The organism is Rhizobium sp. NLR8a (assembly GCF_019685235.1).
Classification (GTDB): domain Bacteria; phylum Pseudomonadota; class Alphaproteobacteria; order Rhizobiales; family Rhizobiaceae; genus Rhizobium.
Genome location: NZ_JABDWI010000005.1, coordinates 104,090 through 126,701, shown reverse-complemented (window position 1 = coordinate 126,701; position 22,612 = coordinate 104,090). Strand labels below are relative to the sequence as shown.

The 22,612-nt window shown below is 61.5% G+C and carries 23 protein-coding genes and 1 pseudogene; 6 read left to right on the top strand and 18 right to left on the bottom strand.

The window, feature by feature from the left end:
* Positions 1-93: 93 nt before the first annotated feature.
* The 9 genes from leuC to ffh form a co-directional block, all read right to left on the bottom strand.
* Entirely contained in the window at positions 94-1,503 is a 1,410-nt protein-coding gene (leuC, locus tag HJC04_RS11110) for a 3-isopropylmalate dehydratase large subunit (RefSeq protein ID WP_221146137.1), read from the bottom strand.
* Between the two features lie 275 nt (positions 1,504-1,778).
* Entirely contained in the window at positions 1,779-2,597 is an 819-nt protein-coding gene (locus HJC04_RS11105; protein ID WP_221146136.1) for an amino acid ABC transporter permease, read from the bottom strand.
* A gap of 11 nt (positions 2,598-2,608) precedes the next feature.
* Positions 2,609-3,406 (bottom strand): basic amino acid ABC transporter substrate-binding protein, encoded by a 798-nt coding sequence (locus HJC04_RS11100; RefSeq protein WP_210633018.1) that lies wholly within the window; start codon positions 3,404-3,406, stop codon positions 2,609-2,611.
* A gap of 137 nt (positions 3,407-3,543) precedes the next feature.
* Positions 3,544-4,086, bottom strand: coding sequence for a 50S ribosomal protein L19 (gene rplS, locus HJC04_RS11095; protein WP_064805537.1), 543 nt, complete (start codon positions 4,084-4,086; stop codon positions 3,544-3,546).
* Positions 4,087-4,296: 210 nt separating this feature from the next.
* Complete coding sequence (trmD, locus tag HJC04_RS11090; RefSeq protein WP_210633017.1) at positions 4,297-4,998, bottom strand: tRNA (guanosine(37)-N1)-methyltransferase TrmD; 702 nt, start codon at positions 4,996-4,998, stop codon at positions 4,297-4,299.
* Positions 4,998-5,564 (bottom strand): ribosome maturation factor RimM, encoded by a 567-nt coding sequence (gene rimM, locus HJC04_RS11085; protein WP_210633016.1) that lies wholly within the window; start codon positions 5,562-5,564, stop codon positions 4,998-5,000. Before rimM ends, trmD begins: the two co-directional genes overlap by 1 nt.
* A gap of 115 nt (positions 5,565-5,679) precedes the next feature.
* The gene (gene rpsP / locus HJC04_RS11080; protein ID WP_037116834.1) at positions 5,680-6,051 is read right to left on the bottom strand and encodes a 30S ribosomal protein S16; all 372 of its coding nucleotides are present in this window, start codon (positions 6,049-6,051) and stop codon (positions 5,680-5,682) included.
* A gap of 48 nt (positions 6,052-6,099) precedes the next feature.
* The gene (locus tag HJC04_RS11075) at positions 6,100-6,420 is read right to left on the bottom strand and encodes a chorismate mutase (protein ID WP_011427149.1); all 321 of its coding nucleotides are present in this window, start codon (positions 6,418-6,420) and stop codon (positions 6,100-6,102) included.
* Between the two features lie 16 nt (positions 6,421-6,436).
* Positions 6,437-8,023 (bottom strand): signal recognition particle protein, encoded by a 1,587-nt coding sequence (gene ffh / locus HJC04_RS11070; RefSeq protein WP_221146134.1) that lies wholly within the window; start codon positions 8,021-8,023, stop codon positions 6,437-6,439.
* A gap of 400 nt (positions 8,024-8,423) precedes the next feature.
* Here ffh and HJC04_RS11065 point away from each other — a divergent pair, with 400 nt between their 5' ends.
* The 6 genes from HJC04_RS11065 to HJC04_RS11040 all read left to right on the top strand — a co-directional run bounded on the left by HJC04_RS11065 (position 8,424) and on the right by HJC04_RS11040 (position 13,835).
* On the top strand, positions 8,424-8,648 hold the full coding sequence (locus tag HJC04_RS11065; protein WP_042119085.1) for a hypothetical protein: 225 nt from the start codon (positions 8,424-8,426) through the stop codon (positions 8,646-8,648).
* 112 nt (positions 8,649-8,760) lie between these two features.
* Positions 8,761-9,666 (top strand): diaminopimelate epimerase, encoded by a 906-nt coding sequence (gene dapF / locus HJC04_RS11060; RefSeq protein WP_221146132.1) that lies wholly within the window; start codon positions 8,761-8,763, stop codon positions 9,664-9,666.
* The gene (mtaB, locus tag HJC04_RS11055) at positions 9,663-10,934 is read left to right on the top strand and encodes a tRNA (N(6)-L-threonylcarbamoyladenosine(37)-C(2))-methylthiotransferase MtaB (protein ID WP_221146130.1); all 1,272 of its coding nucleotides are present in this window, start codon (positions 9,663-9,665) and stop codon (positions 10,932-10,934) included. The genes dapF and mtaB overlap by 4 nt, the downstream gene beginning before the upstream one ends.
* 16 nt (positions 10,935-10,950) lie before the next feature.
* Positions 10,951-12,528, top strand: a complete 1,578-nt coding sequence (gene ftsY / locus HJC04_RS11050; protein WP_221146128.1) for a signal recognition particle-docking protein FtsY — start codon at positions 10,951-10,953, stop codon at positions 12,526-12,528.
* 78 nt (positions 12,529-12,606) lie between these two features.
* A complete protein-coding gene (locus tag HJC04_RS11045) occupies positions 12,607-13,251 on the top strand; it encodes a septation protein A (protein ID WP_221146126.1) in 645 nt (214 codons plus the stop codon).
* Positions 13,248-13,835: a DUF2585 domain-containing protein gene (locus HJC04_RS11040; RefSeq protein WP_221146124.1), complete on the top strand. Its 588-nt coding sequence runs from the start codon at positions 13,248-13,250 to the stop codon at positions 13,833-13,835. The genes HJC04_RS11045 and HJC04_RS11040 overlap by 4 nt, the downstream gene beginning before the upstream one ends.
* A 38-nt stretch (positions 13,836-13,873) precedes the next feature.
* On the opposite strand, the gene HJC04_RS31685 is transcribed toward HJC04_RS11040, so the two are convergent.
* The 9 genes and pseudogenes from HJC04_RS31685 to HJC04_RS11000 all read right to left on the bottom strand — a co-directional run bounded on the left by HJC04_RS31685 (position 13,874) and on the right by HJC04_RS11000 (position 22,409).
* Positions 13,874-14,335 carry a hypothetical protein gene (locus HJC04_RS31685; protein WP_259668859.1) on the bottom strand — a complete coding sequence of 154 codons (462 nt, stop codon included), beginning with the start codon at positions 14,333-14,335 and terminating at the stop codon, positions 13,874-13,876.
* Positions 14,336-14,440: 105 nt separating this feature from the next.
* Positions 14,441-14,770, bottom strand: a pseudogene (locus HJC04_RS31680) (DUF4365 domain-containing protein); the annotation flags it as partial.
* Positions 14,771-14,929: 159 nt separating this feature from the next.
* Positions 14,930-15,463 carry an NADH-quinone oxidoreductase subunit B family protein gene (locus HJC04_RS11030; RefSeq protein ID WP_168302249.1) on the bottom strand — a complete coding sequence of 178 codons (534 nt, stop codon included), beginning with the start codon at positions 15,461-15,463 and terminating at the stop codon, positions 14,930-14,932.
* A gap of 12 nt (positions 15,464-15,475) precedes the next feature.
* Positions 15,476-16,993, bottom strand: coding sequence for a nickel-dependent hydrogenase large subunit (locus HJC04_RS11025; RefSeq protein ID WP_221146119.1), 1,518 nt, complete (start codon positions 16,991-16,993; stop codon positions 15,476-15,478).
* Positions 16,994-17,004: 11 nt separating this feature from the next.
* Positions 17,005-18,468: a hydrogenase 4 subunit F gene (locus tag HJC04_RS11020; protein WP_221146110.1), complete on the bottom strand. Its 1,464-nt coding sequence runs from the start codon at positions 18,466-18,468 to the stop codon at positions 17,005-17,007.
* On the bottom strand, positions 18,465-19,130 hold the full coding sequence (locus tag HJC04_RS11015; protein ID WP_221146108.1) for a hydrogenase-4 component E: 666 nt from the start codon (positions 19,128-19,130) through the stop codon (positions 18,465-18,467). Before HJC04_RS11015 ends, HJC04_RS11020 begins: the two co-directional genes overlap by 4 nt.
* A complete protein-coding gene (locus HJC04_RS11010) occupies positions 19,130-20,086 on the bottom strand; it encodes a respiratory chain complex I subunit 1 family protein (RefSeq protein ID WP_210633004.1) in 957 nt (318 codons plus the stop codon). The genes HJC04_RS11015 and HJC04_RS11010 overlap by 1 nt, the downstream gene beginning before the upstream one ends.
* Entirely contained in the window at positions 20,077-22,098 is a 2,022-nt protein-coding gene (gene hyfB, locus HJC04_RS11005; RefSeq protein WP_221146106.1) for a hydrogenase 4 subunit B, read from the bottom strand. Before hyfB ends, HJC04_RS11010 begins: the two co-directional genes overlap by 10 nt.
* The gene (locus HJC04_RS11000) at positions 22,095-22,409 is read right to left on the bottom strand and encodes a helix-turn-helix domain-containing protein (RefSeq protein WP_405047659.1); all 315 of its coding nucleotides are present in this window, start codon (positions 22,407-22,409) and stop codon (positions 22,095-22,097) included. The genes hyfB and HJC04_RS11000 overlap by 4 nt, the downstream gene beginning before the upstream one ends.
* Positions 22,410-22,612: the final 203 nt, after the last annotated feature.

Sequence of the window (22,612 nt, the reverse complement as noted above, 5' to 3'; positions counted from 1 at the left end):
TACCGTCGATCGGCTGCCGACAGCGCCATATAAGAAGCCGCCCGATGCGCTGAGACGCACCGGGCGGCTTTATCTTTCATTCCGCCCGGCGGGTCAGTTCCATTCGCGGATATCGACGAAGTGCCCGGCGATCGCGGCGGCGGCTGCCATGGCCGGCGAGACGAGATGCGTGCGGCCCTTGAAGCCCTGACGGCCTTCGAAATTGCGGTTCGACGTCGAGGCGCAACGCTCGCCCGGCTTCAGCCGGTCGTCGTTCATGGCAAGGCACATGGAGCAGCCCGGCTCGCGCCAGTCAAAGCCGGCGGCCTTGAAGATCTTGTCGAGGCCTTCGGCTTCCGCCTGTTCCTTGACGAGGCCGGAGCCCGGAACGATCATCGCGTTGACGGTCGAGGCGACGGTCTTGCCCTCGACGACCTTGGCAGCGGCGCGCAGGTCTTCGATGCGGCCGTTGGTGCACGAGCCGATGAAGACGCGATCGACAGCGATGTCGGTCATCTTCGTGCCCGGCTTCAGGCCCATATAGTCAAGCGCACGCCACTTGGAGGCACGCTTGGTTTCGTCCTGGATTTCATCCGGGTTCGGCACGATGCCCTGGACGGAGACGACATCCTCAGGAGAAGAACCCCAGGAGACGATCGGCGGCAGTTCGGCGGCGTTCAGCTTGACGATGCGGTCGAAATGAGCGCCTTCGTCTGATTTCAGCGTCTTCCAATAGGCGATCGCCTGTTCCAGCGCTTCGCCCTTCGGCGCGCGCGGCTTGCCCTTGATATATTCGAAGGTGATTTCGTCAGGGGCAATGAGGCCGGCGCGGGCGCCGCCTTCGATCGACATGTTGCAGATCGTCATGCGGCCTTCCATCGACAGCGAACGGATCGCTTCGCCGGCATATTCGATGACGTAGCCGGTGCCGCCAGCGGTGCCGATCTCGCCGATGATGGCCAGAACGATATCCTTGGCGGTGACGCCTGCCGGCAGCTGGCCGTCGACCTGCACCAGCATGTTCTTGGCCTTCTTCTGGATCAGCGTCTGGGTGGCGAGAACGTGCTCGACCTCGGACGTGCCGATGCCGTGGGCGAGCGAGCCGAAGGCGCCATGGGTGGAGGTGTGGCTGTCGCCGCAGACGATCGTCATGCCCGGCAGGGTGAAGCCCTGTTCCGGCCCGATGATGTGGACGATGCCCTGGCGCTTATCGTTCTCGGAATAATATTCGACGTTGAACTCGGCGGCGTTCTTGGCGAGCTGCTCGACCTGGATGCGGCTTTCCTCGTTCTTGATGCCGAGATGGCGGTCGGCCGAGGTGGGAACGTTGTGGTCGACAACGGCGAGCGTCTTTTCCGGGGCGCGAACCTTGCGGCCGGACATGCGCAGGCCTTCGAAAGCCTGCGGCGAGGTGACTTCATGGACCAGATGGCGGTCGATGTAGAGAAGACAGGTGCCGTCTGCCTGCTCGTCGACCAGGTGGTCGTCCCAGATCTTGTCGTAGAGGGTACGCGGTGCGCTCATGGCGGTAAGTCCGTTTTTGGAAGCTTTGGAAAATCGGAAAAAGCGGATCAGGCTCCGCTGGCCGTCATTCGATCAACGAAGTCGGCTGTTGAGCGCACCGGAGACGCATGCGAAGAATCGCGCCGGCAGGCGATAATGATCCTGCAGCACGAAAATATGCGCGCCAATGCAACTGAACTTGGATTCCATGGCGCTGGATATAGCGATTTTTGATCGAAACGGCAATTCGAATCGTGAAGCGCATCCTTGGCGCGTCCGCATGGAGGCAAAGTGCTCTAGCGCCGCGGCATCTGCTTCATCTTCTTCTCGACCCGCCGCAGGAAAAGCGACAGGCCGATCGTCAGGATCAGGTAGATATAGGTGACGATCGAGTAGGTCTCGAAGAAGCGGAAGGAGCCGGAGGCGTAGACCTTGCCCATCTGCGTGATGTCGGCCACGCCGAGCACCGAAACGAGGGACGAATCCTTCACCATCGAGACGAAATCGTTGGAGAGCGGCGGGAGGATGACCCGGATCGCCTGCGGGAACACAACGAGCCGGAATCGGCGGTAGCGCGACAGGCCGAGCGACTTGGCCGCCTCGATCTGACCGATATCGACGGACTGGAAACCGGCGCGGAAGATCTCGGCAATGAAGGAGGAATAGCCGATCATCAACGCAATGATGGCGCGCCACATCAGCGACAGGTCGCGCACCAGAATCGGTTCCGTAACGCCTGATTTCACCAGGGGTGTGATCATGAAGTTATAGGCCGCGACGAAACCGGGTGCGCCGACGAAGGCGATGTAGAAGAGCAGCACCAGGATCGGGATGCCGCGGACGATCTCGATGTAGAAACGGGCGACCTGACGCAGCACGATGCTGTCGGACAGGCCAAGCAGCGAGATACCGAGACCAAGCACTGTCGCCAGCATGAAGGCGACCAGTGTCACGAACACGGTAATGCCTGCGCCATTGACCACGGTCTGGAAGACCTGCGCATAAATATCGTTGGTGACGATGACGACTGCGAGGACGATGCCGATCAGGATAAGGAGGGCCAGCCACCAAGGGCGGTCTTCCTTCTCCTGTCGCGGGTATGGTTGTGGCGCCATTGCTCGGGGGATTATTCGCCCATTTTGTAGTCGAGGAACCACTTCTTGTTCAGCGCCTCGAAGGTGCCGTCAGCTTTCAGCGCTGCGATGGCGGCATTGACAGGGGCGACGAGATCAGAGCCCTTCGGGAAGATGAAGCCGAAATCCTCGGTGCCGAGCGGTTCGCCAACCACCTTCAGGGCGCCGTTCGAGGAATCGACATAACCCTTGGCGGCGACGCTGTCGGTGAGGACGAGATCGACGTCGCCGGTCTTCAGGGCCTGCACGGTTGCACCGAAGGTTTCGAATAGCTTGATGCGCGGGTTCTGTTCGTTGCCGTCGAGGATCTCATAGACGGCGGTGTAGAAAGGCGAGGTGCCGGGCTGAGCGCCGATCAGGCCGTCCTTGAATTCACCGAAGGACTTGGCGTCGGCGAAGCGCTTCTCATCACCGCGTACCAGCATGAATTGCTGCGAGCGCATATAGGGATCGGAGAAGTCGACCTTCTGCTTACGGTCGTCCTTGATGGTGATGCCGGTCATGCCGATGTTGTACTGGCCGTCGGAAACCGCCTGGATCATCGCGTCCCAGCTGGTGTTCTGATATTCGACCTTGAAGTTCAGCCGCTTGGCGATCTCGTTCATCGCATCATATTCCCAGCCGATCGCCTTGCCGGATTTCGGATCGACGAACTGCAGCGGCGGATAGGCATTCTCGGTGACGACGATGACGCTCTTGCCGCCGAGATCCGGCAGCTCGGCGGCCGATGCGGCTATAGGTGCAAGCACAAGGGCGGCGAAGCTTGCGAGAACGGTGCGACGAAACAGCATAGAACGGCTCCAAAATTGAACGGCAAAATTGTCACGGATGACCTGCCGAAGGCAAGGCCGCCGGTCATGCTCAAGCGCAAAAAATAGAAAAGGCGATCCGAAGACCGCCTTTCCAGAAACAGAATTTTGCGCAGATCTTATTCTGCGGCCTTCTCGGCTTCGGCCGCAGCAGCTGCTTCGGCAGCGGCCTTGGCTTCCGCAGCTTCTGCTGCTGCCTTTTCGGCGGCGAGTGCCTGGGCGGCTGCAACCTTCTCGGCTTCGATACGGGCTTTTTCCTCGGCGACAGCAGCGCGCTCGGCGTCGTTGAGCTTGCGGGCGCGAACGCCGGTGTCTTCAACGATACGAGCCGACTTGCCGCGACGGTCGCGGAGGTAATAGAGCTTGGCGCGACGGACCTTACCGCGGCGAACGACGTCGACGCTTTCGATCATCGGCGAGTAGACCGGGAATACGCGCTCGACGCCTTCGCCGTAGGAGATCTTGCGAACCGTGAAGTTTTCCTGCAGGCCGCCGCCGGAGCGGGCGATGCAAACGCCTTCATAGGCCTGGACGCGGGTACGGTTGCCTTCCGTGACCTTGACGTTGACGCGGACGGTGTCGCCCGGGGAGAATTCGGGGAGGGTGCGCTTGGCTTCGATCTTGGCGGCCTGTTCGGCCTCGAGCTGCTGGATGATGTTCATCGTCTCAACCTTTGGTTCTTCTGAAACAGCCAGAGCGCTCACACTGTCCTTCGGTCGATGCCTCCGGAGTTTGCCCTTGCGGACGGGAGCGGATTCGCCATTCTTTGTTTGCTGGCAGACGGGGCTAACCCCATTTCCGCGTGCGCCATTACACGAAAGGCCGGGGCTTGTCATCCCTCACACGACATTTTTGTGAAAAGGACGGCGAAATCAGCCGTTTTTCTCGGTTTTAGCGCGATCGAGCAGGTCCGGCCGCCGTTCCCGCGTCAGCCGCACCGCTTCCTGGTGGCGCCACTTCTCGATGGCACCGTGGTTGCCGGAGGTCAAGACGGAGGGAATTTCCCGGCCTTCCCACTCTTGTGGCCGGGTATAATGGGGATGTTCCAGCAGCCCGCCCTCGAAGCTTTCGTGCAGGCCGGAAAGATCGTTGCCCATGACGCCGGGCAGGATGCGGATGATCGCATCAAGCAGGATCAGCGCCGCCGGCTCGCCGCCCGACAGCACGTAATCGCCGATCGAGACCTCTTCCAGTCCGCGCGCCTCGATCACCCGTTGGTCGACGCCCTCGAAGCGACCGCAGACGATGATGACGCCGTCACCCGTCGCAAGCTCACGCACGCGCTGCTGCGTCAGCGGCCGGCCGCGCGGGCTCATCAGCAGGCGCGGCCGGGGATCATTTTCACCGGCACTGTCGATCGCGCGGGCGAGAACGTCAGCCTTCAGCACCATGCCGGCGCCGCCGCCGGCCGGGGTGTCGTCGACGGTGCGGTGTCTGTCGGTGGCGAAATCGCGGATCTGCACCAGATCCAGCGACCATTGCCCCCGCTCCATCGCCTTGCCGGCAAGCGAGAAGCCAAGATGTCCCGGAAACATTTCCGGATAAAGTGTCAGTACGCGTGCCCGGAAAGCCATTATTTCTTCTTTTTCGGCTTGCCGGCGGTGAACTGCGAAAGCTCGGGTTCGTCGACCAGTCCCGCCGCCAGCGGGTCGATCAGCAGCGTACCGGCTTCGAGATCGATTTCCAGTACGGAGGCTTCCGAGAAGGGAATGAGAACCGGGCGCTTGCCCGGGCCCTTGAGCTCCAGGAGATCGCCGGCGCCGAAATCGAAGACGCCGGAGACCGTTCCGTAGCTGACGCCCTTGTCATCAAGCGCTTCGAGCCCTTCGAGATCGGCATAGTAAAATTCGTCGTCCTCGAGCTCCTCGTCCGGCAGGTTGTCTCGCTCGATATAGAGTTCAAGTCCGTTCAGCGCTTCGGCGGCGTTGCGGTCGTTGATGCCACGGAAGCGGACGACGACGACGTTCTTCATCTCGCGGATCTCGAGGATTTCGAAGCTGCGTCCGTCCATGCTGTGCAGAAGGCCGTAATCGCCGAGCGCGGTCGGATCGGCCGTATAGGCCTTGGCGCGCACCTCGCCCCTGAGGCCCTGCGCGCCACCGATCGTCGCCATCAAAACCGGGTTTTCAAGCTTTGTCATGGGTTCCTTCATGTGAAGCCGAAAGACAGGTTTCTCATAAACGAAGTGCGGGCGATTGGAAACGAAAACGGGCGGCATGTCGCCATGCCGCCCGTCTAAGAAAGGAAGGTTGCGATTATTCCGCAGCGTCGGCGGCAGCAGCGGCGGCGTCGGCGGCCTTCTGAGCCTTTTCGGCGGCACGTTCCTGGGCGCGCTTGCCCGGCTTCGCCTTGACGGGGTTGTTCTTGGCTTCACGCTTGGCAACGCCGGCTTCGTCGAGGAAGCGCAGAACGCGGTCGGTCGGCTGGGCACCGTTGTCGAGCCAGTGCTTGATGCGCTCGGCGTTCAGCTGAACGCGCTTCTCATCGTCCTTGGCAAGCATCGGGTTCCAGGAGCCGAGGTTTTCGAGGAAGCGGCCGTCACGCGGGCTGCGCGCATCGGCGAGCACGACGTGGTAATAGGGACGCTTCTTGGAGCCACCGCGGGCGAGACGAATTTTCAGGGCCATGTTCTTTACTCCTTAGGCTGTTCTTGACCGCTTCGTAGGGCGGCAGGGTTATCGGGCTGCGGCGCTCTGTTCAGCGTGATCCGCAGCGATCTGCTCATGATGCCGGATGACTTCCTTGATGACGAAGTTCAGGAACTTCTCGGCGAAATCCGGATCCAGATTGGCGGCCTTCGCCAGCTGGCGAAGGCGTTCGATCTGGTATTCCTCGCGCGCCGGATCGGCCGGCGGCAGATTGTATTTGGCCTTCAGCACGCCGACCTCTTTGGTGCAGCGGAAGCGTTCGGCCAGCATGTGCACGAGAGCGGCATCGATATTGTCGATCGACTGACGATAGCTCGCGAGCTGGGCTTTGACGTCTGGATCAATCATGGGGCAAACGATCCTTTCACTTCTTCTTCGGCAAGCCGGGCAATCCCGGGAAACCACCGCCAAGACCCGGCAGCTTGGCGCCGCCGAGGCCCGGCAAACCACCCGGCAGGCCGCCGAGACCGGGCATACCCCCACCCGGCTTTCCAAGCCCCGCCGCTTCCGCCTGCTTCTGCAGGGCTTCGAGCTGGCGAGGATCGATATTCGAGAGATCGGGCATGCCGCCCCCCATGCCACCCAGGCCGCCGCCAAGCCCCATCTTGCCGGCAAGGCCGCCCATCATCTGCTTCATCAGGCCGCCTTTGCCCTTGCCGCCCATCATCTTCATCATATCAGCCATCTGGCGGTGCATCTTCAGAAGCTTGTTGATGGCGGCGGCATCGGTGCCGGAACCGGCGGCGATGCGCTTCTTGCGCGAATGCTTGAGCAGGTCGGGATTGGCGCGCTCGGCCTTGGTCATCGATTGGATGATGGCGATCTGGCGGCCGAAAAGCTTATCGTCGAGGCCGGCGGCGGCCATCTTGTCCTTCATGCCGGCCATGCCGGGCATCATGCCCATGATGCCACCCATGCCGCCCATCTTCTGCATCTGGCGCAGCTGATCGGCGAGATCGTCGAGGTCGAACTTGCCCTTGGCCATCTTGGCGGCCATGGCGGCCGCCTTCTCGGCGTCGATGTTTTCGGCCGCGCGCTCGACGAGCGAAACGATGTCGCCCATGCCGAGGATGCGGTCGGCGATGCGGCGGGGATGGAACTCCTCGAGCTCGCTCATCTTCTCGCCGACGCCGATCAGCTTGATCGGCTTGCCGGTGACGGCGCGCATCGAAAGGGCAGCACCGCCACGGCCGTCGCCGTCCATGCGGGTCAGCACGAGGCCGGTGATGCCGACGCGTTCGTCGAAGTTGCGGGCGAGATTGACGGCGTCCTGACCGGTGAGGCTATCGGCGACCAGCAGGATTTCATGCGGGTTCGACTTTTTCTTGATGTCGGCCATTTCGACCATCAAGGGCTCGTCGATATGGGTGCGGCCGGCGGTATCGAGGATGACGACGTCGTGGCCACCGAGCTTGGCCGCCTGCACGGCGCGGGCGGCGATATCGGTCGGCGACTGGCCTGCGATGATCGGCAACGTGTCGATATTGGCCTGGGCGCCGAGCTGGCGAAGCTGCTCTTGCGCGGCGGGACGGCGCGTGTCGAGCGATGCCATCAGCACCTTTTTCTTGTCGCGCGTCGACAGACGATTGGCGATCTTGGCGGTCGTCGTCGTTTTGCCCGAGCCCTGCAGGCCGACCATCATGACCACGACGGGGGCCGGCGCATGCAGATCGATGCCCACACCTTCGCCACCCAGCATCTCGATCAGTTCGTCATGGACGATCTTGACGACCATCTGGCCGGGTTTGATCGACTTCAGGATCTCGGCGCCGACGGCCTTTTCACGCACGCGCTCGGTGAAGGAGCGCACGACGTCGAGCGCGACGTCGGCTTCCAGCAGCGCACGGCGAACCTCGCGCAGCGCAGCGGAAACATCGGCTTCCGAAAGCGCGCCACGGCCTGTCAGTCCATTCAGAATGGATCCAAGACGGTCCTGGAGGTTTTCAAACATCGGCTCTTCCTTGATACGTTTCGGGCGGGTTCGATATGCCCGGAAACGTCGTGCTTTTCCTTGACGAAAACAAGACGCAAAGCCAAAAAGCACCCGAGGGCGCATCGCGCTGTCGGGTGTTGACCTCCGGGATCTCGAAGTCCCGGTCGGCGGCTCGGAGTCATGTGGCTCGTCGCGGATTGGGCGCGATAAACAGGAAAGCGGCGGGAAAGTCAAGGCGAATGCGGGCAGATGGCCGCATGGCGGCTTTTCGGAAGCGGCGCCACATGGGGCAAGCGGTTAAATTCCCGCTCACAGTTCAAATTCGCTATTTAGGCGAGTTGCAAAATATTCTGCTTGTGATTCTATTTTCCACTTAAGTGCGTCCTGTAAAATGATTCGTGAATATCCTTGATGCCGGATGATCCGGCGGAGATATCGAATGATCAATGCTGATATTGAAAGTTGGGCGCTGGCACGGGCCCATCATATTGTTCTCAACGAAGGCCTTAGTCTTGCAAAAGCGGCACAGGATCTGGACCGCAAACGGTCCCGCTCGCTGGTCTATGAGCTGAGAAAGGTCATCACCGCCGCTATCGTCGAGGCGCATGCGGCGTCGTTCGAGCCCGACGGCGGACAGCGGTAGAAGCCGGACGGCCCGAGACCTCGGTCGGCTGCAAGGCTTGCATGGCACTCACCCACTGGTAATTCCCTCGCGTTTCCGCCATATACAGCGGAAAGACGGACGGAATGATACCATGAACGCAACGGTCGAATTCGCGAGGATGAACGGGCTTGGCAACAAGATCCTGGTCGTCGACATGCGTGGGCGGCCGGACAAGGTGACGCCCATGGCGGCAATCGCGCTCAATGCCGATCCTGAGACCGAGTTCGACCAGATCATGGCGATCCATGATCCGAAGGCCGACGGCACCGATGCCTTCATCGATATCCTGAATTCCGACGGCTCGAAGGCGCAGGCCTGCGGCAACGGCACACGCTGCGTCGTGCAGGCGCTTGCCGCCGAGACCGGAAAGAAGGCCTTCACCTTCCAGACGGTCGCCGGCATTCTCAATGCCGTCGAGCACGAGGACGGGACGATCTCCGTCGATATGGGCCGGCCGGTCTTCGATTGGAACAGGATTCCGCTGGCGGAAGAATTCCGCGACACCAGCCGCATCGAACTGCAAATCGGCCCGATCGACAATCCGGTGCTGCATTCGCCCTCGGCAATGTCGATGGGCAATCCGCACGCGATCTTCTGGGTGGACAGGGACGTGATGTCCTATGATCTCGCCCGCTTCGGGCCGTTACTCGAAAACCATCCGATGTTTCCCGAGCGCGCCAACATCACGCTGGCGCAGGTGACCTCGCCGACATCGGTGACGACGCGCACATGGGAGCGCGGTGCGGGACTGACGCTTGCTTGCGGTTCGGCCGCCTGTTCGGCCGCCGTCAGCGCGACGCGCACCGGCCGCACCGGCCGCAAGGTCACGATCAACGTGGCAAGCGCCAAGCCGCCGGCGACACTTTCCATCGAATGGCGCGAGCGTGACGATCACGTCATCATGACGGGACCGGCGGAATGGGAATGGTCGGGCCGGGTCGATCCTTCGACCGGCCTCTGGTCGCGCGACGGCACCCGAGAGGTCGAGGCGCAGTGAGCGGCATCGAGGTCATTACCTTCGGCTGCCGCCTCAACACATATGAATCCGAAGTGATGAAGGCGCAGGCCGAGAAGGCCGGGCTCAACAACGCCATCCTGGTCAACACCTGCGCCGTAACCGGCGAGGCCGTGCGCCAGGCCCGCCAGGCGATCCGCCGGGCGCGGCGCGACAATCCGCATGCCCGCATCATCGTCACCGGCTGCGCCGCGCAGACGGAAAAACAAACCTTCGCTGCCATGGGGGAGGTCGATGCGGTGCTCGGCAACGAGGAGAAGCTGACGAGCGCCTCTTATCGCAGCCTGCCGGATTTCGGCGTTTCGGCCGAAGAGAAGCTCCGCGTCAACGATATCATGAGCGTCAAGGCGACGGCGCCGCAGATGGTAAGGCACATCGACGGCCACGTGCGCGCCTTCATTCAGGTGCAGAACGGCTGCGACCATCGCTGCACCTTCTGCATCATCCCCTATGGCCGCGGCAATTCCCGCTCCGTGCCGATGGGTGCGGTCGTCGATCAGGCGCGCAAACTCGCCGACAGCGGTTATCGCGAGATCGTGCTGACCGGCGTCGACGCCACCAGCTATGGCGCCGATCTGCCCGGCGCGCCGACGCTCGGCCTTCTGGCGAAGACGCTGCTGAAACAGCTCCCTGAAATCCGTCGTCTGCGGCTTTCCTCGATCGACAGCATCGAGGCCGACGCCCATCTGATGGACCTCATTGCCGACGAGCCGCGTTTCATGCCGCATCTGCATATATCGCTGCAGCATGGCGACGACATGATCCTGAAGCGGATGAAGCGCCGGCACTCGCGCGCCGATGCGCTGCGTTTCATCGAGGAAGCGCGCCGCCTTCGCCCTGAAATGAGCTTCGGCGCCGATATGATCGCCGGTTTCCCCACGGAAACGGAAGAGATGTTCGCCAATACAGTGCGGCTCGCCGAAGAGGCTGGCATCGCGCACCTGCACGTTTTCCCCTACAGCCCGCGTCCCGGCACGCCGGCCGCCCGCATGCCGCAGCTCGACCGGTCGCTGGTCAAGGATCGCGCGGCAAGGCTGCGCGCCACTGGACAGAGGCTGCATCAATCCCATCTCGATGGCATGGTCGGAACCCGGCAGTGGCTGCTTGTTGAAAACAACGGCCTGGCCCATACGGAAAACTTCACGCTGGTCGCAGCCGCCGGCCTTCGTCCCGGCGAACTTGTGCCGGCGACGATCACCGGCCACAATGGCAAGCATCTCGACATGCAATTGACGGCCGCAGCGGCCTGACTTTCACGGAATTCCCATGGCGCTCAGTTTCATCAAAAAGGTCTTCACCTTCGGCAAGCCGGCTGAGGAACCCCTGCCTGAGACCGTGGAAAGGGAGCTCGAGCCACGCTCGCGCGACGAGGACCTGCCGATTGCGGAAGATCCTGTTCTTCCCGAGGAGATAGATACGGCCGGCGGGCCGGCTGCGGATGTCGGCGAGGGCGCCGAGGAAGAGCGTGACGATGCTGAGCCCGCGATCCTGCCGGCTCCGGACCAGCTGAGCGATATCGGCGTTGTTCCGCTGTCGCTGCTGGAAGCCGAGGCGGAAGCGGAGACGGAAGCCCAGCCGATGGCTGTGGACGTGGTGGAAACACCCCCCTCTGTCCTTGCGGGACATCTCCCCCACAATGGGCGAGATCGTTCGGAGCCGGAGGTGTCGGTTTCCGCGGAAGAGACAGCGGATGGCGCAGACCTGCTTCCAGAAGAGCCTGAACTCGATGTGGAGCAAGAGATCGCCGTTCAGCCGATCTCCCCCCCTGTGGGGGAGATGCCCGGCAGGGCAGAGGGGGGGATCACATCCGCCGAGCCTTCCGAGACGATTACGGAATGGCCGAAGGCTGAATCTCCCGTCCTCCCCAAAGGCTTCACCACCGGCCCTGCGATCATTGCACCGGAGCCCATTGCCCCGCAGCCGAAGCTCAGCTGGTTCCAGCGTCTGCGGAACGGGCTTGCGCGCACCTCCTCGCAGCTCACCGGCCAGATCACAGCGCTCTTCACCAAGCGCAAGCTCGACGACGAGACGCTGCAGGATCTCGAAGATCTGCTGATCCAGGCCGATCTCGGCGTCGAAACGGCGTTGCGCGTTACCGATACGCTGGCTTCCGAGCGCTATGGCAAGGATGTGACCGGCGAGGATGTCAGCCGGATTATGGCGTCCGAAATCGCCAAGGTTTTGACGCCGGTCGCCAAGCCGCTGCAGCTCGATCTCTCGCACAAGCCGCATGTCATCCTCGTCGTCGGCGTCAACGGTACCGGCAAGACGACGACGATCGGCAAGCTTGCGGCGAAGCTTTCGGGCGCCGGGCTGAAGGTGATGCTGGCCGCCGGCGATACATTCCGCGCGGCGGCGATCGAGCAGCTGAAGATCTGGGCTGAGCGAACCAATTCCGAATTCATCGGCACCAAGCTCGGCTCCGATGCCGCCGGTCTTGCCTATGATGCCTTCGAACAGGCGAAGGCGAAAAAATGCGACGTGCTGATCGTCGATACCGCCGGCCGGCTGCAGAACAAGGCCGAGCTGATGGCCGAGCTCGAAAAGATCGTGCGCGTGCTCGGCAAGCTCGATCCCGATGCGCCGCACACCGTACTGCAGACGCTCGACGCCACGACGGGGCAGAATGCACTGAGCCAGGTCGAGATCTTCCGCAATGTCGCCGGCGTCAACGGGCTGATCATGACCAAGCTCGACGGCACGGCACGGGGCGGCATTCTCGTTGCGATCTCCGCCAAGCACAAGCTGCCGGTCTATTTCATCGGTGTCGGCGAGGGCGTGGAAGACCTGGAGCCGTTCGAGGCCGAGGATTTTGCCCATGCCATTGCCGGGCTCGGGCAATGATGCCACAGATATGCCGCCGAAAGCCTGCAAGGGACGGTCGGGAAACAGGTTTTCAGCAATAGCAGGTTCGAAGAACGCATGACCACCGAAAGCGATATCACCCCGTCCGCGGCCGACCGCCATCATCCGATACTGAAACTGGCGTTGGAACTCGGGCCGCTGATGATCTTCTTCTTCGCCAATCTGCGTGGCCAATGGCTGGTCGAAAAATTTCCCGCCCTTTCCGAACTGGGCGGGCCGCTGTTCGTCGCGACCGGGCTCTTCATGGCGGCGACGGTGATTTCGCTTGTAGTTTCGAAGATCGTGCTCGGCCATCTACCGATCATGCCCTTCGTCTCCGGCATCGTCGTCGTCATCTTCGGCTCGCTGTCGATCTGGCTACAGAACGAGACCTTCATCAAGATGAAGCCGACCATCGTCAACACGCTCTTCGGGGTGGCGCTGCTCGGCGGGCTGGCCTTTGGCCGGTCGCTGCTCGGCTACGTCTTCAACGCCGCCTTCCAGCTCGATGCCGAAGGCTGGCGCAAACTCACGATCCGTTGGGGCATCTTCTTTCTGTTCCTCGCCGTGCTGAACGAAGTCGTCTGGCGCAACTTTTCCGACGATACCTGGGTCGCGTTCAAGGTCTGGGGCACGATGCCGATCACCATCATCTTCACGCTGGCGCAGATGCCGCTGGTGCTGAAACATAGCCTCAATCCCGAAACGGACGGTGAAAAGTGAGCGCTGCAGACGTCGAATACCGGATCAGGCATCAGACCTTCTGGTTCGTCGCGTGCCTTGCGGTCCTGGTCGCCCAAGTCGTCGCCGAGCATCTGATGGGGCGCGTGCCGATCTGCGCCTGCGGCTATGTCAAGCTGTGGGAGGGCGGGGTCAATACCAGCGGCAACTCGCAGCATCTGTCGGATTGGTACACGCCGTCGCACATTATCCACGGCTTCCTGTTTTACGGACTGAGCTATCTGCTCCTGCGCCGCAAGCCGCTGATGGCGCGTCTGCTCCTGGCGCTCGTCATCGAGTCCGGCTGGGAACTGCTGGAAAACTCCCCTCTCATCATCGACCGCTACCGCACCGCGACGATCGCGCTCGATTATTACGGCGACAGCATCCTGAATTCGGCGATGGACACCGTCTTCATGTGCGTCGGCTTCTTCTTCGCCTGGCGGGCGCCGATAGCGTTGACCGTGGCCGTCGCCATCTTCTTCGAGATTTCCACCGGGTATATGATCCGGGATAATCTGACGCTGAATGTGCTGATGCTGATCTGGCCGGTTGAGGCGATCAAGATCTGGCAGGGTGGGGTTTAGGGGCAATAAAATCCCCTCCCCAATCTTTCCCGCTGCTCCTAATCCTGCCGATCGCGAGGATCGTGAGGTGTTCCCCGGCTGCGCCAAAACTCACTTTCCTCTTCTTCCGTGATGAAGTCCTGAGGTTCCGGGGCTGATGGCGCCTCATCCTCGGGATAGCCTGCAACCAGGAAATTCTCGGCCTCCAGATAGGCACGCGCTTCGGGCCGCAGTTCGACTTCCAGAATATGAACGGCAACCTCACCGGAATATTCCGAAATAGGTTCGGCATACGAATAGATCGCCCAGGGGAAAAGCCTGACCATGACGTCGTGGAGGTTGTGAGCTCGGAGACGATAATCGATCTGCACATCCGGCTCTGCCTCCTGGCCTTCACCGATGTAGATGCGGAGATTGCCAAAGAACGCAGTTGTATCGCCCCACTCGTCCCATACGAAAAACGTTGTCTGGTCTTGTATTTGCTCCATCAAAACGAGATCGAGCGCAAAGGCCGAGCGCATCAGGAATTCCGGATCGGTCGGTATCGCCTCCTCGAAACAGAGCCTGGCAGTGGCGTCGAGCAAGTTGGTTGCCGGGACGGCAATAGACCATTCCATCCTCACTTCCTCCCATAGCTGCTTCTCCATTCGCTGCCACAATATCAGTCCGGTTTCGGTGTCAACGATGATGACGCAAACGGGTAGCGAATGCCTCGCCCAACAGTCCAGATGGTGTTTTTCACCGCGATAGATGTAATGGCCTTCGGTTCTCTCCGCGCAGGATATCGGTCGGATCTGCAGCGGCAGAAGCCGGCCCGTTGGCCAACCGTTTTCGAGGATTTCAGCGCGAGCGTCGATACCGATGTTCGAATCCGTCTGCCTGCGGAAAGACCATCCGAAATCCCGGATGAAAACCTTCTCGACCAGGTCAATGGCAAGGCGTGTGGACGGATCCATTTGATGGATGTCCGGCTTTCGAGATTGTAACCGTCGCCGTGGCGGCTCCGGTGAAAAGGCCCGGCGCCGGACGGCAGCGAGAAGGCCGAGTGCCGCCGTGATCAGCATCCCAATTGCAACAAGTCCAGCCTGGAGAAGTCGAACCATTGAACCTCGCCGTCACGAAGCGCGGCCTCCTGTATCGACGTATTCAAGTAAAGAAAGAAGACCTCGGAGGATGTCCGTCGGCGACGGCGGGCAACCTGGAATATGAAGGTCGACGGGTATGACCTTGGAAACTCCGCCGACAACCGCATAACTGCCCGCAAAACAGCCACCGTCGCGGGCGCAACCACCGAGCGCAACCACCCACTTTGGAGCCGGTGTGGCGTTGTTTGTCCGTTCTAGTGCTTCGCGCATGTTCTTGGTTACGGGGCCGGTTACGAGCAGCACGTCGGCATGGCGCGGCGAGGCAACGAAACGCATGCCGAAACGCTCGATATCGTAGAAGGCATTGCTCAGCGCATGCATCTCCAACTCGCAGCCGTTACAGGAACCGGCATCGACTGCGCGGATTGATAGGCTGCGCCCAAGGCGCCGGCGCGCGGTTTTGTCGATAGCGGCGATGAGCTCTTCCATGGCCGCATCGGAGGGGGATGGCGCCGGTTCTGTCAGCGGCAGGCGGATCAGGTTTTCGAAAAGGAGTTTTCGCATGCGACCCTGCCTTCAAAGATCATGACCAGAATAGGAACAATTGAACGACTTGTTGCAGAGCGGGAAATCGGCAACGATATTGCCTTCGATCGCTGCCTCGATCAGCGGCCACTGAAACCAAGATGGATCGCGCAGATGGCAGCGTTCGACGACACCCTCCGGTGCAAGCCGAAGCCAGACCAGGACGTCACCACGAAAACCCTCGACAAGCGCCATGCCTTCCCGACGTTCACCGACGGAAGGGATCGCGTTGAGGATAGATCCGATCGGGAGACGATCGAGAATCTGCTCGATGAGCAACAGGCTCTCGTCGACCTCCCGAATACGGATCCAGACGCGGGCGTTAACGTCGCCGTCATTAAGCACCGGAACGCCGAAGACCAAATGATCATAGGGCGGGTAGAGCAGGACGTGCCGGGCATCGAAACCGCGCCCGGATGCGCGCCCGACGTAGCCGCCGGCCCCGTACGCGCGCGCCAATTCGGCGCGCAGCCTACCTGTGCCGACCGTCCGGTCCTGCAACGAGGCGGTGTTGTCGTAGAGCTCGACCAGGGCCGGAAACCGATGGCGGATTTCGAGAAGGAGGCTTCGCAAGCCGGCCGCTCCGCCGCCGTTCAGATCGCGGGTGACGCCGCCGGGGGCGATACGGTCGCGCATCAGGCGGTGACCGAAGGCGGCATCGGCTGCCCGCAACACACGCTCGCGCAGCACGCCGCAATGAGCCAGCATCAGAGGAAACGCGGCGTCGTTGCAGATGGCGCCGATGTCGCCAAAGTGGTTGGCGAGCCGTTCCAATTCCGCCATCAGAGCGCGCAACCAGATCGCCCGCGGCGGAACAACGATCCCCAATGCGGCCTCGACGGCACACGAAAAGGCATAGGCGTATGCGACGGTGCTGTCGCCGGACACTCTCCCGGCGAGCTGGGATCCGCGAATCGGATCCGCGCCCTCCATCAGCGCCTCTATCCCCTTGTGGACGTAACCGAGTCGCTCCTCAAGGCGGACGACCGTCTCGCCATTGGCTGCAAAGCGGAAATGTCCCGGCTCGATGATACCGGCGTGCACCGGGCCAACCGCGATCTGGTGCAGACTGTCACCTTCGGCGGGCAAAAAGGCATAAGGACCGGCTTCCGGCAACGCGATCCCGCGTTCTCCGAGGGGATGGCGCAGATCCCAGCAGCCGTGATCGAGCCACGGCCGGCTATCCGGCAAATCCCGTGGGTCAAGCCCCGTGAGATCGCGGAGCGCCCGCTCCAGCCGCAAGGCCGGCGGATGCAATTGCGCGACGGAAGGATAGCCGCCCTCCTCCAGCTCTTCCAGACTGAGAACCCCGATTGCGCGGGTCGGTTCGTCGAGTAAGGCCATATGAACGGCACTCGCCTCGCCCCATAGACCGAGCAGGATCAGGCGCCCTTCGGATAGCGCCGATATGGCCGATGTCCATGCGGCCGCATCGACGATGGCGCGTTGCCACGGAGCGTGGTGCGGAACGGAACGACCTTTCTCGAGGATATCACTGAGCGTCGACATCTCCCCTCGCATCATCGAAGAAGGTTGGCGATATGCTGGAACCAGGCAACCAGCTCTGACGGCAGATAGACGCCGGCGACAAGCACCAGCATGAGATGAGCATACATCGGCACATAGGATGCCTCGGCGGGCGCCGTGCTGCCGCGGGGCTGTCCGAACACCGCTCCCGTGAGCCGCAGCAGCAGCGCACCGAAAGCGACCAGCAATCCGAAGACGAGCGGAATGGCGAGCAGCGGTTGCTTTGCGAAAGCTGAACTGACGATCAGGAACTCGCTCATGAATATCCCCGCCGGCGGCACGCCGGCGATGGCGACAACGCCGGTCAGCAAGCCCCAGCCCAGCCCCGGATGCGTTTCGCTGAGGCCGCGGATGGCGGAGAGCCTTTGCGTTCCCTTGACCTGAGCGATATGGCCGACGGCGAAGAAGATCGCCGATTTCGTCAGCGAATGCATGACCATATGCAATAGTCCGGCGAAATTGGCGAATGGTCCGCCGAGGCCGAAAGCAAAGACGATCAGGCCCATGTGCTCGATCGAAGAATAGGCGAACAGGCGTTTGATGTCGCGGCGGCGGTAGAGCATGAAGGCCGCGAAAATCAGCGAGGCGAGCCCCATCGTCATCATCAGCGGTCCAGGCGCAAGAGCTTCGGGATTGGCCGACAACAGCATCTTGAAGCGCAAGACCGCATAGAGCGCGACGTTCAGGAGCAAGCCGGACAGGACCGCCGAGATCGGCGTCGGGCCCTCGGCATGGGCATCCGGCAGCCAGGCATGCAATGGCGCGAGACCGATCTTGGTGCCATATCCAAGCAGCAGAAATACGAAAGCGACGTTGAGAAGCGCCGGATCGAAGGCCGAGGCGTGCTCGATCAGAATGGTCCAGACCATGGCGTCATAGCCTTCGCCGACGACCGGCTGCGCCGCCAGGTAGATGAGAATGGTGCCGAAGAGCGCAAACGCGATGCCGACGCTTCCCAGAATGAAATATTTCCAGGCAGCTTCCAGTGCTTCGTGGGTACGGTAGATGCCGACCATCAGCACGGTGGTGAGCGTTGCAAGCTCGACGGCGACCCACATCAGGCCGATATTGTTGGACACGAATGCCAGATTCATGCCGAACATCATGATCTGATACATGGCATGGTAGAAACGAAGGTTTGCAGGCGTCAGCCGGCCGATATCCAGTTCATGCGCAATGTAGCTGGCACTGAAGATGCTGGTGGTAAAGCCCACGAAGCTGTTGAGGACGATGAAGACGATATTGAGATCGTCGACGAGCAGATATTGCCCCGGAGCCGGCCGTTCGGCCGGGAACAAGGAAAGCGCGGCGAGCAAGGTCAGCAGGCTTGCAAATAGGTTCAGCCGTGCGGTCATCCGATAACCGGGCAAAAGCGCCAGGAGGGCAGCCGCAACGAGCGGTATCACAAGGACGGCTGTCACGGCATCGAAGGCCACGACGGAGGAGAACGCATTCATTTCCGCCGTCTCCCTTTGAAGTCATCCAGCGCGCGGACATCGACCGTGTCGAAGCGTTCGCGGATGCGAAACAGAAAAACGCCGATGACGATGAAGGCGATCAGGATCGAGAAGGCGACGCTGATCTCGACGACGAGCGGCATGCCCTTGGCGCCGGTCGCGGCGAGCACCAGCCCATTTTCGAGCGACATGAAGCCCACGACCTGACTGACCGCGTTGCGGCGGGTGACCATGATCAGCAATCCCAGCAGCAGGACGGATAATGCGAAGGCGAGGTCCTCGCGCGCCAAAGGATCCGCCTCCGGCGTCACCCGCAGCATTATAACCGTCGCCAAAGCGACGAGAGCGATGCCAGCGAGCATGGTGGAGCCGATGCCGACAACGGCCTCGATCTCGCGGTGGATGCCGAGTTGGCGGATCATGCGATGGAGTACGACGGGGATAACGATTGCCTTGAAGACGAGAGCGATCGCCGCCGTGACATAGAGATGCGGAGCATCCTGGACGAAGGCCTGCCAAGCGACCGACATCGTCAATATCAGCGAATGCAGCGCGAAGACGTTGAGCAATGCGTAGAGACGGTCCTGATAGAGCATCATCATGCTGACCAAGACCAGGCCGCCGGCGAGCATATGGGCGATATCGAAGACCGCACCGTTCATCAAAGGCTCCTTGAAACGAAGCGCAACAGAGTCGCGAGCAGGCCGAGCATCAGCGCGGCGCCAAGAAATTCCGGCACCCGGAAAACCCGCATCTTGGCGGTTGCCGTTTCGAACAGGGCGAGGAGAGCACCGCCGACTGCGAGCTTGGCAAGATAGGCAAGGATGCCAGCCAGATAGGCAGAAGGGCCTTCTCCCAATTCGGCGAGTTTCCACGGAACGAACATGCAGGCGATCAACGAGATGTAGAGTTCGAGCTTCAGGAAGGCCGCCAATTCGATAATTGCGAGGTGCCGTCCGGAATATTCGAGCACCATGGCCTCATGCACCATGGTCAGTTCCAGATGGGTAGCGGGATTATCAACGGGAATACGCGCGTTTTCGGCGATTGCGATCATGACGAGCGCGATCAAGGCGATCGCCAGCGAAACCCGCAGCCCCACCTGCGGTGACGTCATGAAGGCGGCGATGCTCGAAAGCTGGGTCGAGCCGGCGATCAGGGCGAGCGTGAAGATGATGAGCAGCATCGACGGTTCTGCCAGCGTTGCGATCATCACTTCGCGGCTCGATCCGATGCCGCCGAAGCTGGTGCCGACGTCCATGCCGGCGAGCGCCAGAAAGAAACGCGCGCTGCCAAGCAGTGCGATGATGGCGATCAGATCGGCCGTCCAGCTAAAGATGAGGCCAGTGGCGAAAGTCGGGATGACTGCAGCCGCGACCCAGGTCGCGGCGAAGATGAGGTAGGGCGTTATCCGGAACAGCCATGACGCATTCTCGGCCAGCACCACTTCCTTGCGCACGAGCCGCAGAATGTCGCGGTAGGGCTGGATCATGGAGGGCCCCCGCCGGCGCAGCAACCGCGCCTTGATCAGACGGATAAAACCGGTCAGCAGCGGCGCGATCAGCACGACGAGCGCCATCTGAACGGCCTGGACGAGGAGAGCGGAGATCATGACCATAGCGCCAGCACCAGAAGCAGGAAGACGAGCGCGAGGAAGACCAGGCTCAGATAGCGCCGGATCGTCAGGAATTGCAGATGGTTGAGCTTTTCGGCGGCAAACCCGACGGCGCCGACGATCGGCAGGTAGAGCCCTTCCCAAATCAGGTCATGCGCCTCGACGGCAAAACGCGCCGGCCGAAGATCCCCCGGCGGCGGCATGTCCACCCTTTCGCGGGCGCGGAAAACCACCGTCCCGAAAACGCGCCGAACCGGCTGGGCAAAGCTGCCTGCCGTGTATTGCGTCGCCGGGTTGATTTCGGGAAAGCCGCAATCCCAGGCGGGCGCCCGGCGCAGCGCCCGCGAGGCGAAACGGTGGATGAGATAGGCCGTCGACGACGCTGAGAAGAGGGTGAACAGGAATACCAGAAGACCATTATAGGTACTGCGGCTCTCGGCGATCGGCACAATCGACAGCCATGGAATATCCGTCTGCATCGGCACCTGTTCCCCGATCAGCGACAGCGTTACGGGCGCGAGCGCATCGATGACGATCCCCGGCAGGATGCCCGCCAGAAGACACAGCGCGGCCAGCACGCACATCGCCGCGAGCGAGAAGCGATCGACCTCCACCGCCTTCTCGGCCACAATGGTGCGAGGACGACCGAGAAAGGTCACGCCGAATGTCTTGACGAAACAGGCAGCCGCCAGGGCAGCCGATAAAGCCAGCATGCCGCCCACCGCCGGCACCAGAATCTTCAAGCCCCATTGCGGCAGAACCGGGCTCTGCAGCATAGCCTGGAACGACAGCCACTCGGAAACAAAGCCATTGAATGGCGGCAGGGCCGAGATCGCGACGCAGCCGACTAGGAAAACGACGCTCGTGACCGGCATGCGATGGATAAGGCCGCCGAGCTTGTCCATGCTCCGCTCACCGGTCGCCGTCAGCACCGCGCCGGCGCCGAAGAAGAGCAAGCTCTTGAAGAATGAATGGTTGAGGACATGAAATAGCGCGGCAGTCAGCGCTAATGCTGCCGCCAGCCCCATACCGTTCGCCTTGAAGGCAAGCGCCAGCCCGAGGCTGACGAAGATCACCCCGATATTTTCGATGGTGCTGTAGGCGAGCAATCGTTTGAGATCGCTCTCCATCAGCGCCTGCAGGATGCCGAGCACGGCGCTCCCGCTGCCGATGATCAGCACGACGATACCCGACCACCAGGTCGGCATGCCGAGCAGATCGAAGACCACCCGGATGAAACCATAGACCGCGACCTTGGTCATGACGCCGCTCATCAAGGCGGAAACATGGCTTGGGGCTGCTGGATGCGCCAGCGGCAACCAGACATGCAGCGGCACGAGACCAGCCTTGGAACCGGCGCCGAGCAGCAGCAGGACAAGCGCGAGGCCGGCCACAAACGGACTGTGCGCCGATAACCGCATGGCTGCGAAGCTATAATCGCCGGCAGATCCTGCAAGCAGGCCGAATGCGAGCAACAGGGCAAGCGAGCCGGCGCTCGCCATGACGATGTAGACGTAGCCGGCCTTCCGGTTATCGGCATCGCGATGGTGGGCCATCACCAGCGCCCAGGAAGCAAGCGACATGAACTCCCAGGAGATGAGGAAGGTGAAGGCATCGTCTGCCAGGATCACCAGGTTCATGCCGGAGAGGAAGGCGGGAAAGAACGGCAGCACGCGATGCGGCGCATGTTCGTGACGGCCGTAACCAAGGGCGTAGAGAGCCGAAAGGGCACTGCCGAGATTGACGACGATTATGAAGAAGGCAGCGAGCGCATCGAGCCGGAAATGGCTTCCCAACCACGGAAGGCCGATAGGAAGGTCAAGCAACGATGCTTCGGCGGAAGGAGGCCCTCCGACAAGATATGCGAGGGCAGTGACAAAGGCGATGGCGGAGAAAGCCAGGCTCACACCGTAGACAACTGGCGTCGACCGGCTCGAATGAGTGAGCAGTACCGCCAAAACCGCCGTCCCAAGCAATGCCGCCGCGCATAACAATAGGACTGAAACCGATGTCACGAGTTCGTCCTCGCTGTGGACAAGGACGCCAACCGTTCCGTGGTTGCGCTCTCTGAGGGCTTGGTCTTCGCTTTAAGCCTGACCCCGCGCCCGCCATCCGTGCTAACGGCTCCCTCGTTGATCACCTCGACACCTGCACTGTCCAGCGCCGCCAGCAGACGCATCAGGGTGTCGACATTCCCGCGCACCACATCGGCACTCGCCTCCATTCTCTGGATCGTCGGAACCGAAACTCCCGTCAGTTCGGCCAACTGCCGCTGGTCGATACCGAGAATGGCCCTGGCGGCCCGCATCTGAGCTGCAGTGATCACGATTAAACATCGCTTATCTTGCGCACACTCTGACAGTTGAGGTCCATGATGTGCCTATTGATGTCTGAAATCAACATTCTGATGTCTAAGCAGAGGTTTTGATATGAACCATCGCGAAAAGATTGATCGCGGTGAACGGCGTGCGGCCGGTCCGTGGAGCCGGATCAATGATCACTGAAGGCGCGGGGCTGGAGGCATCGCCC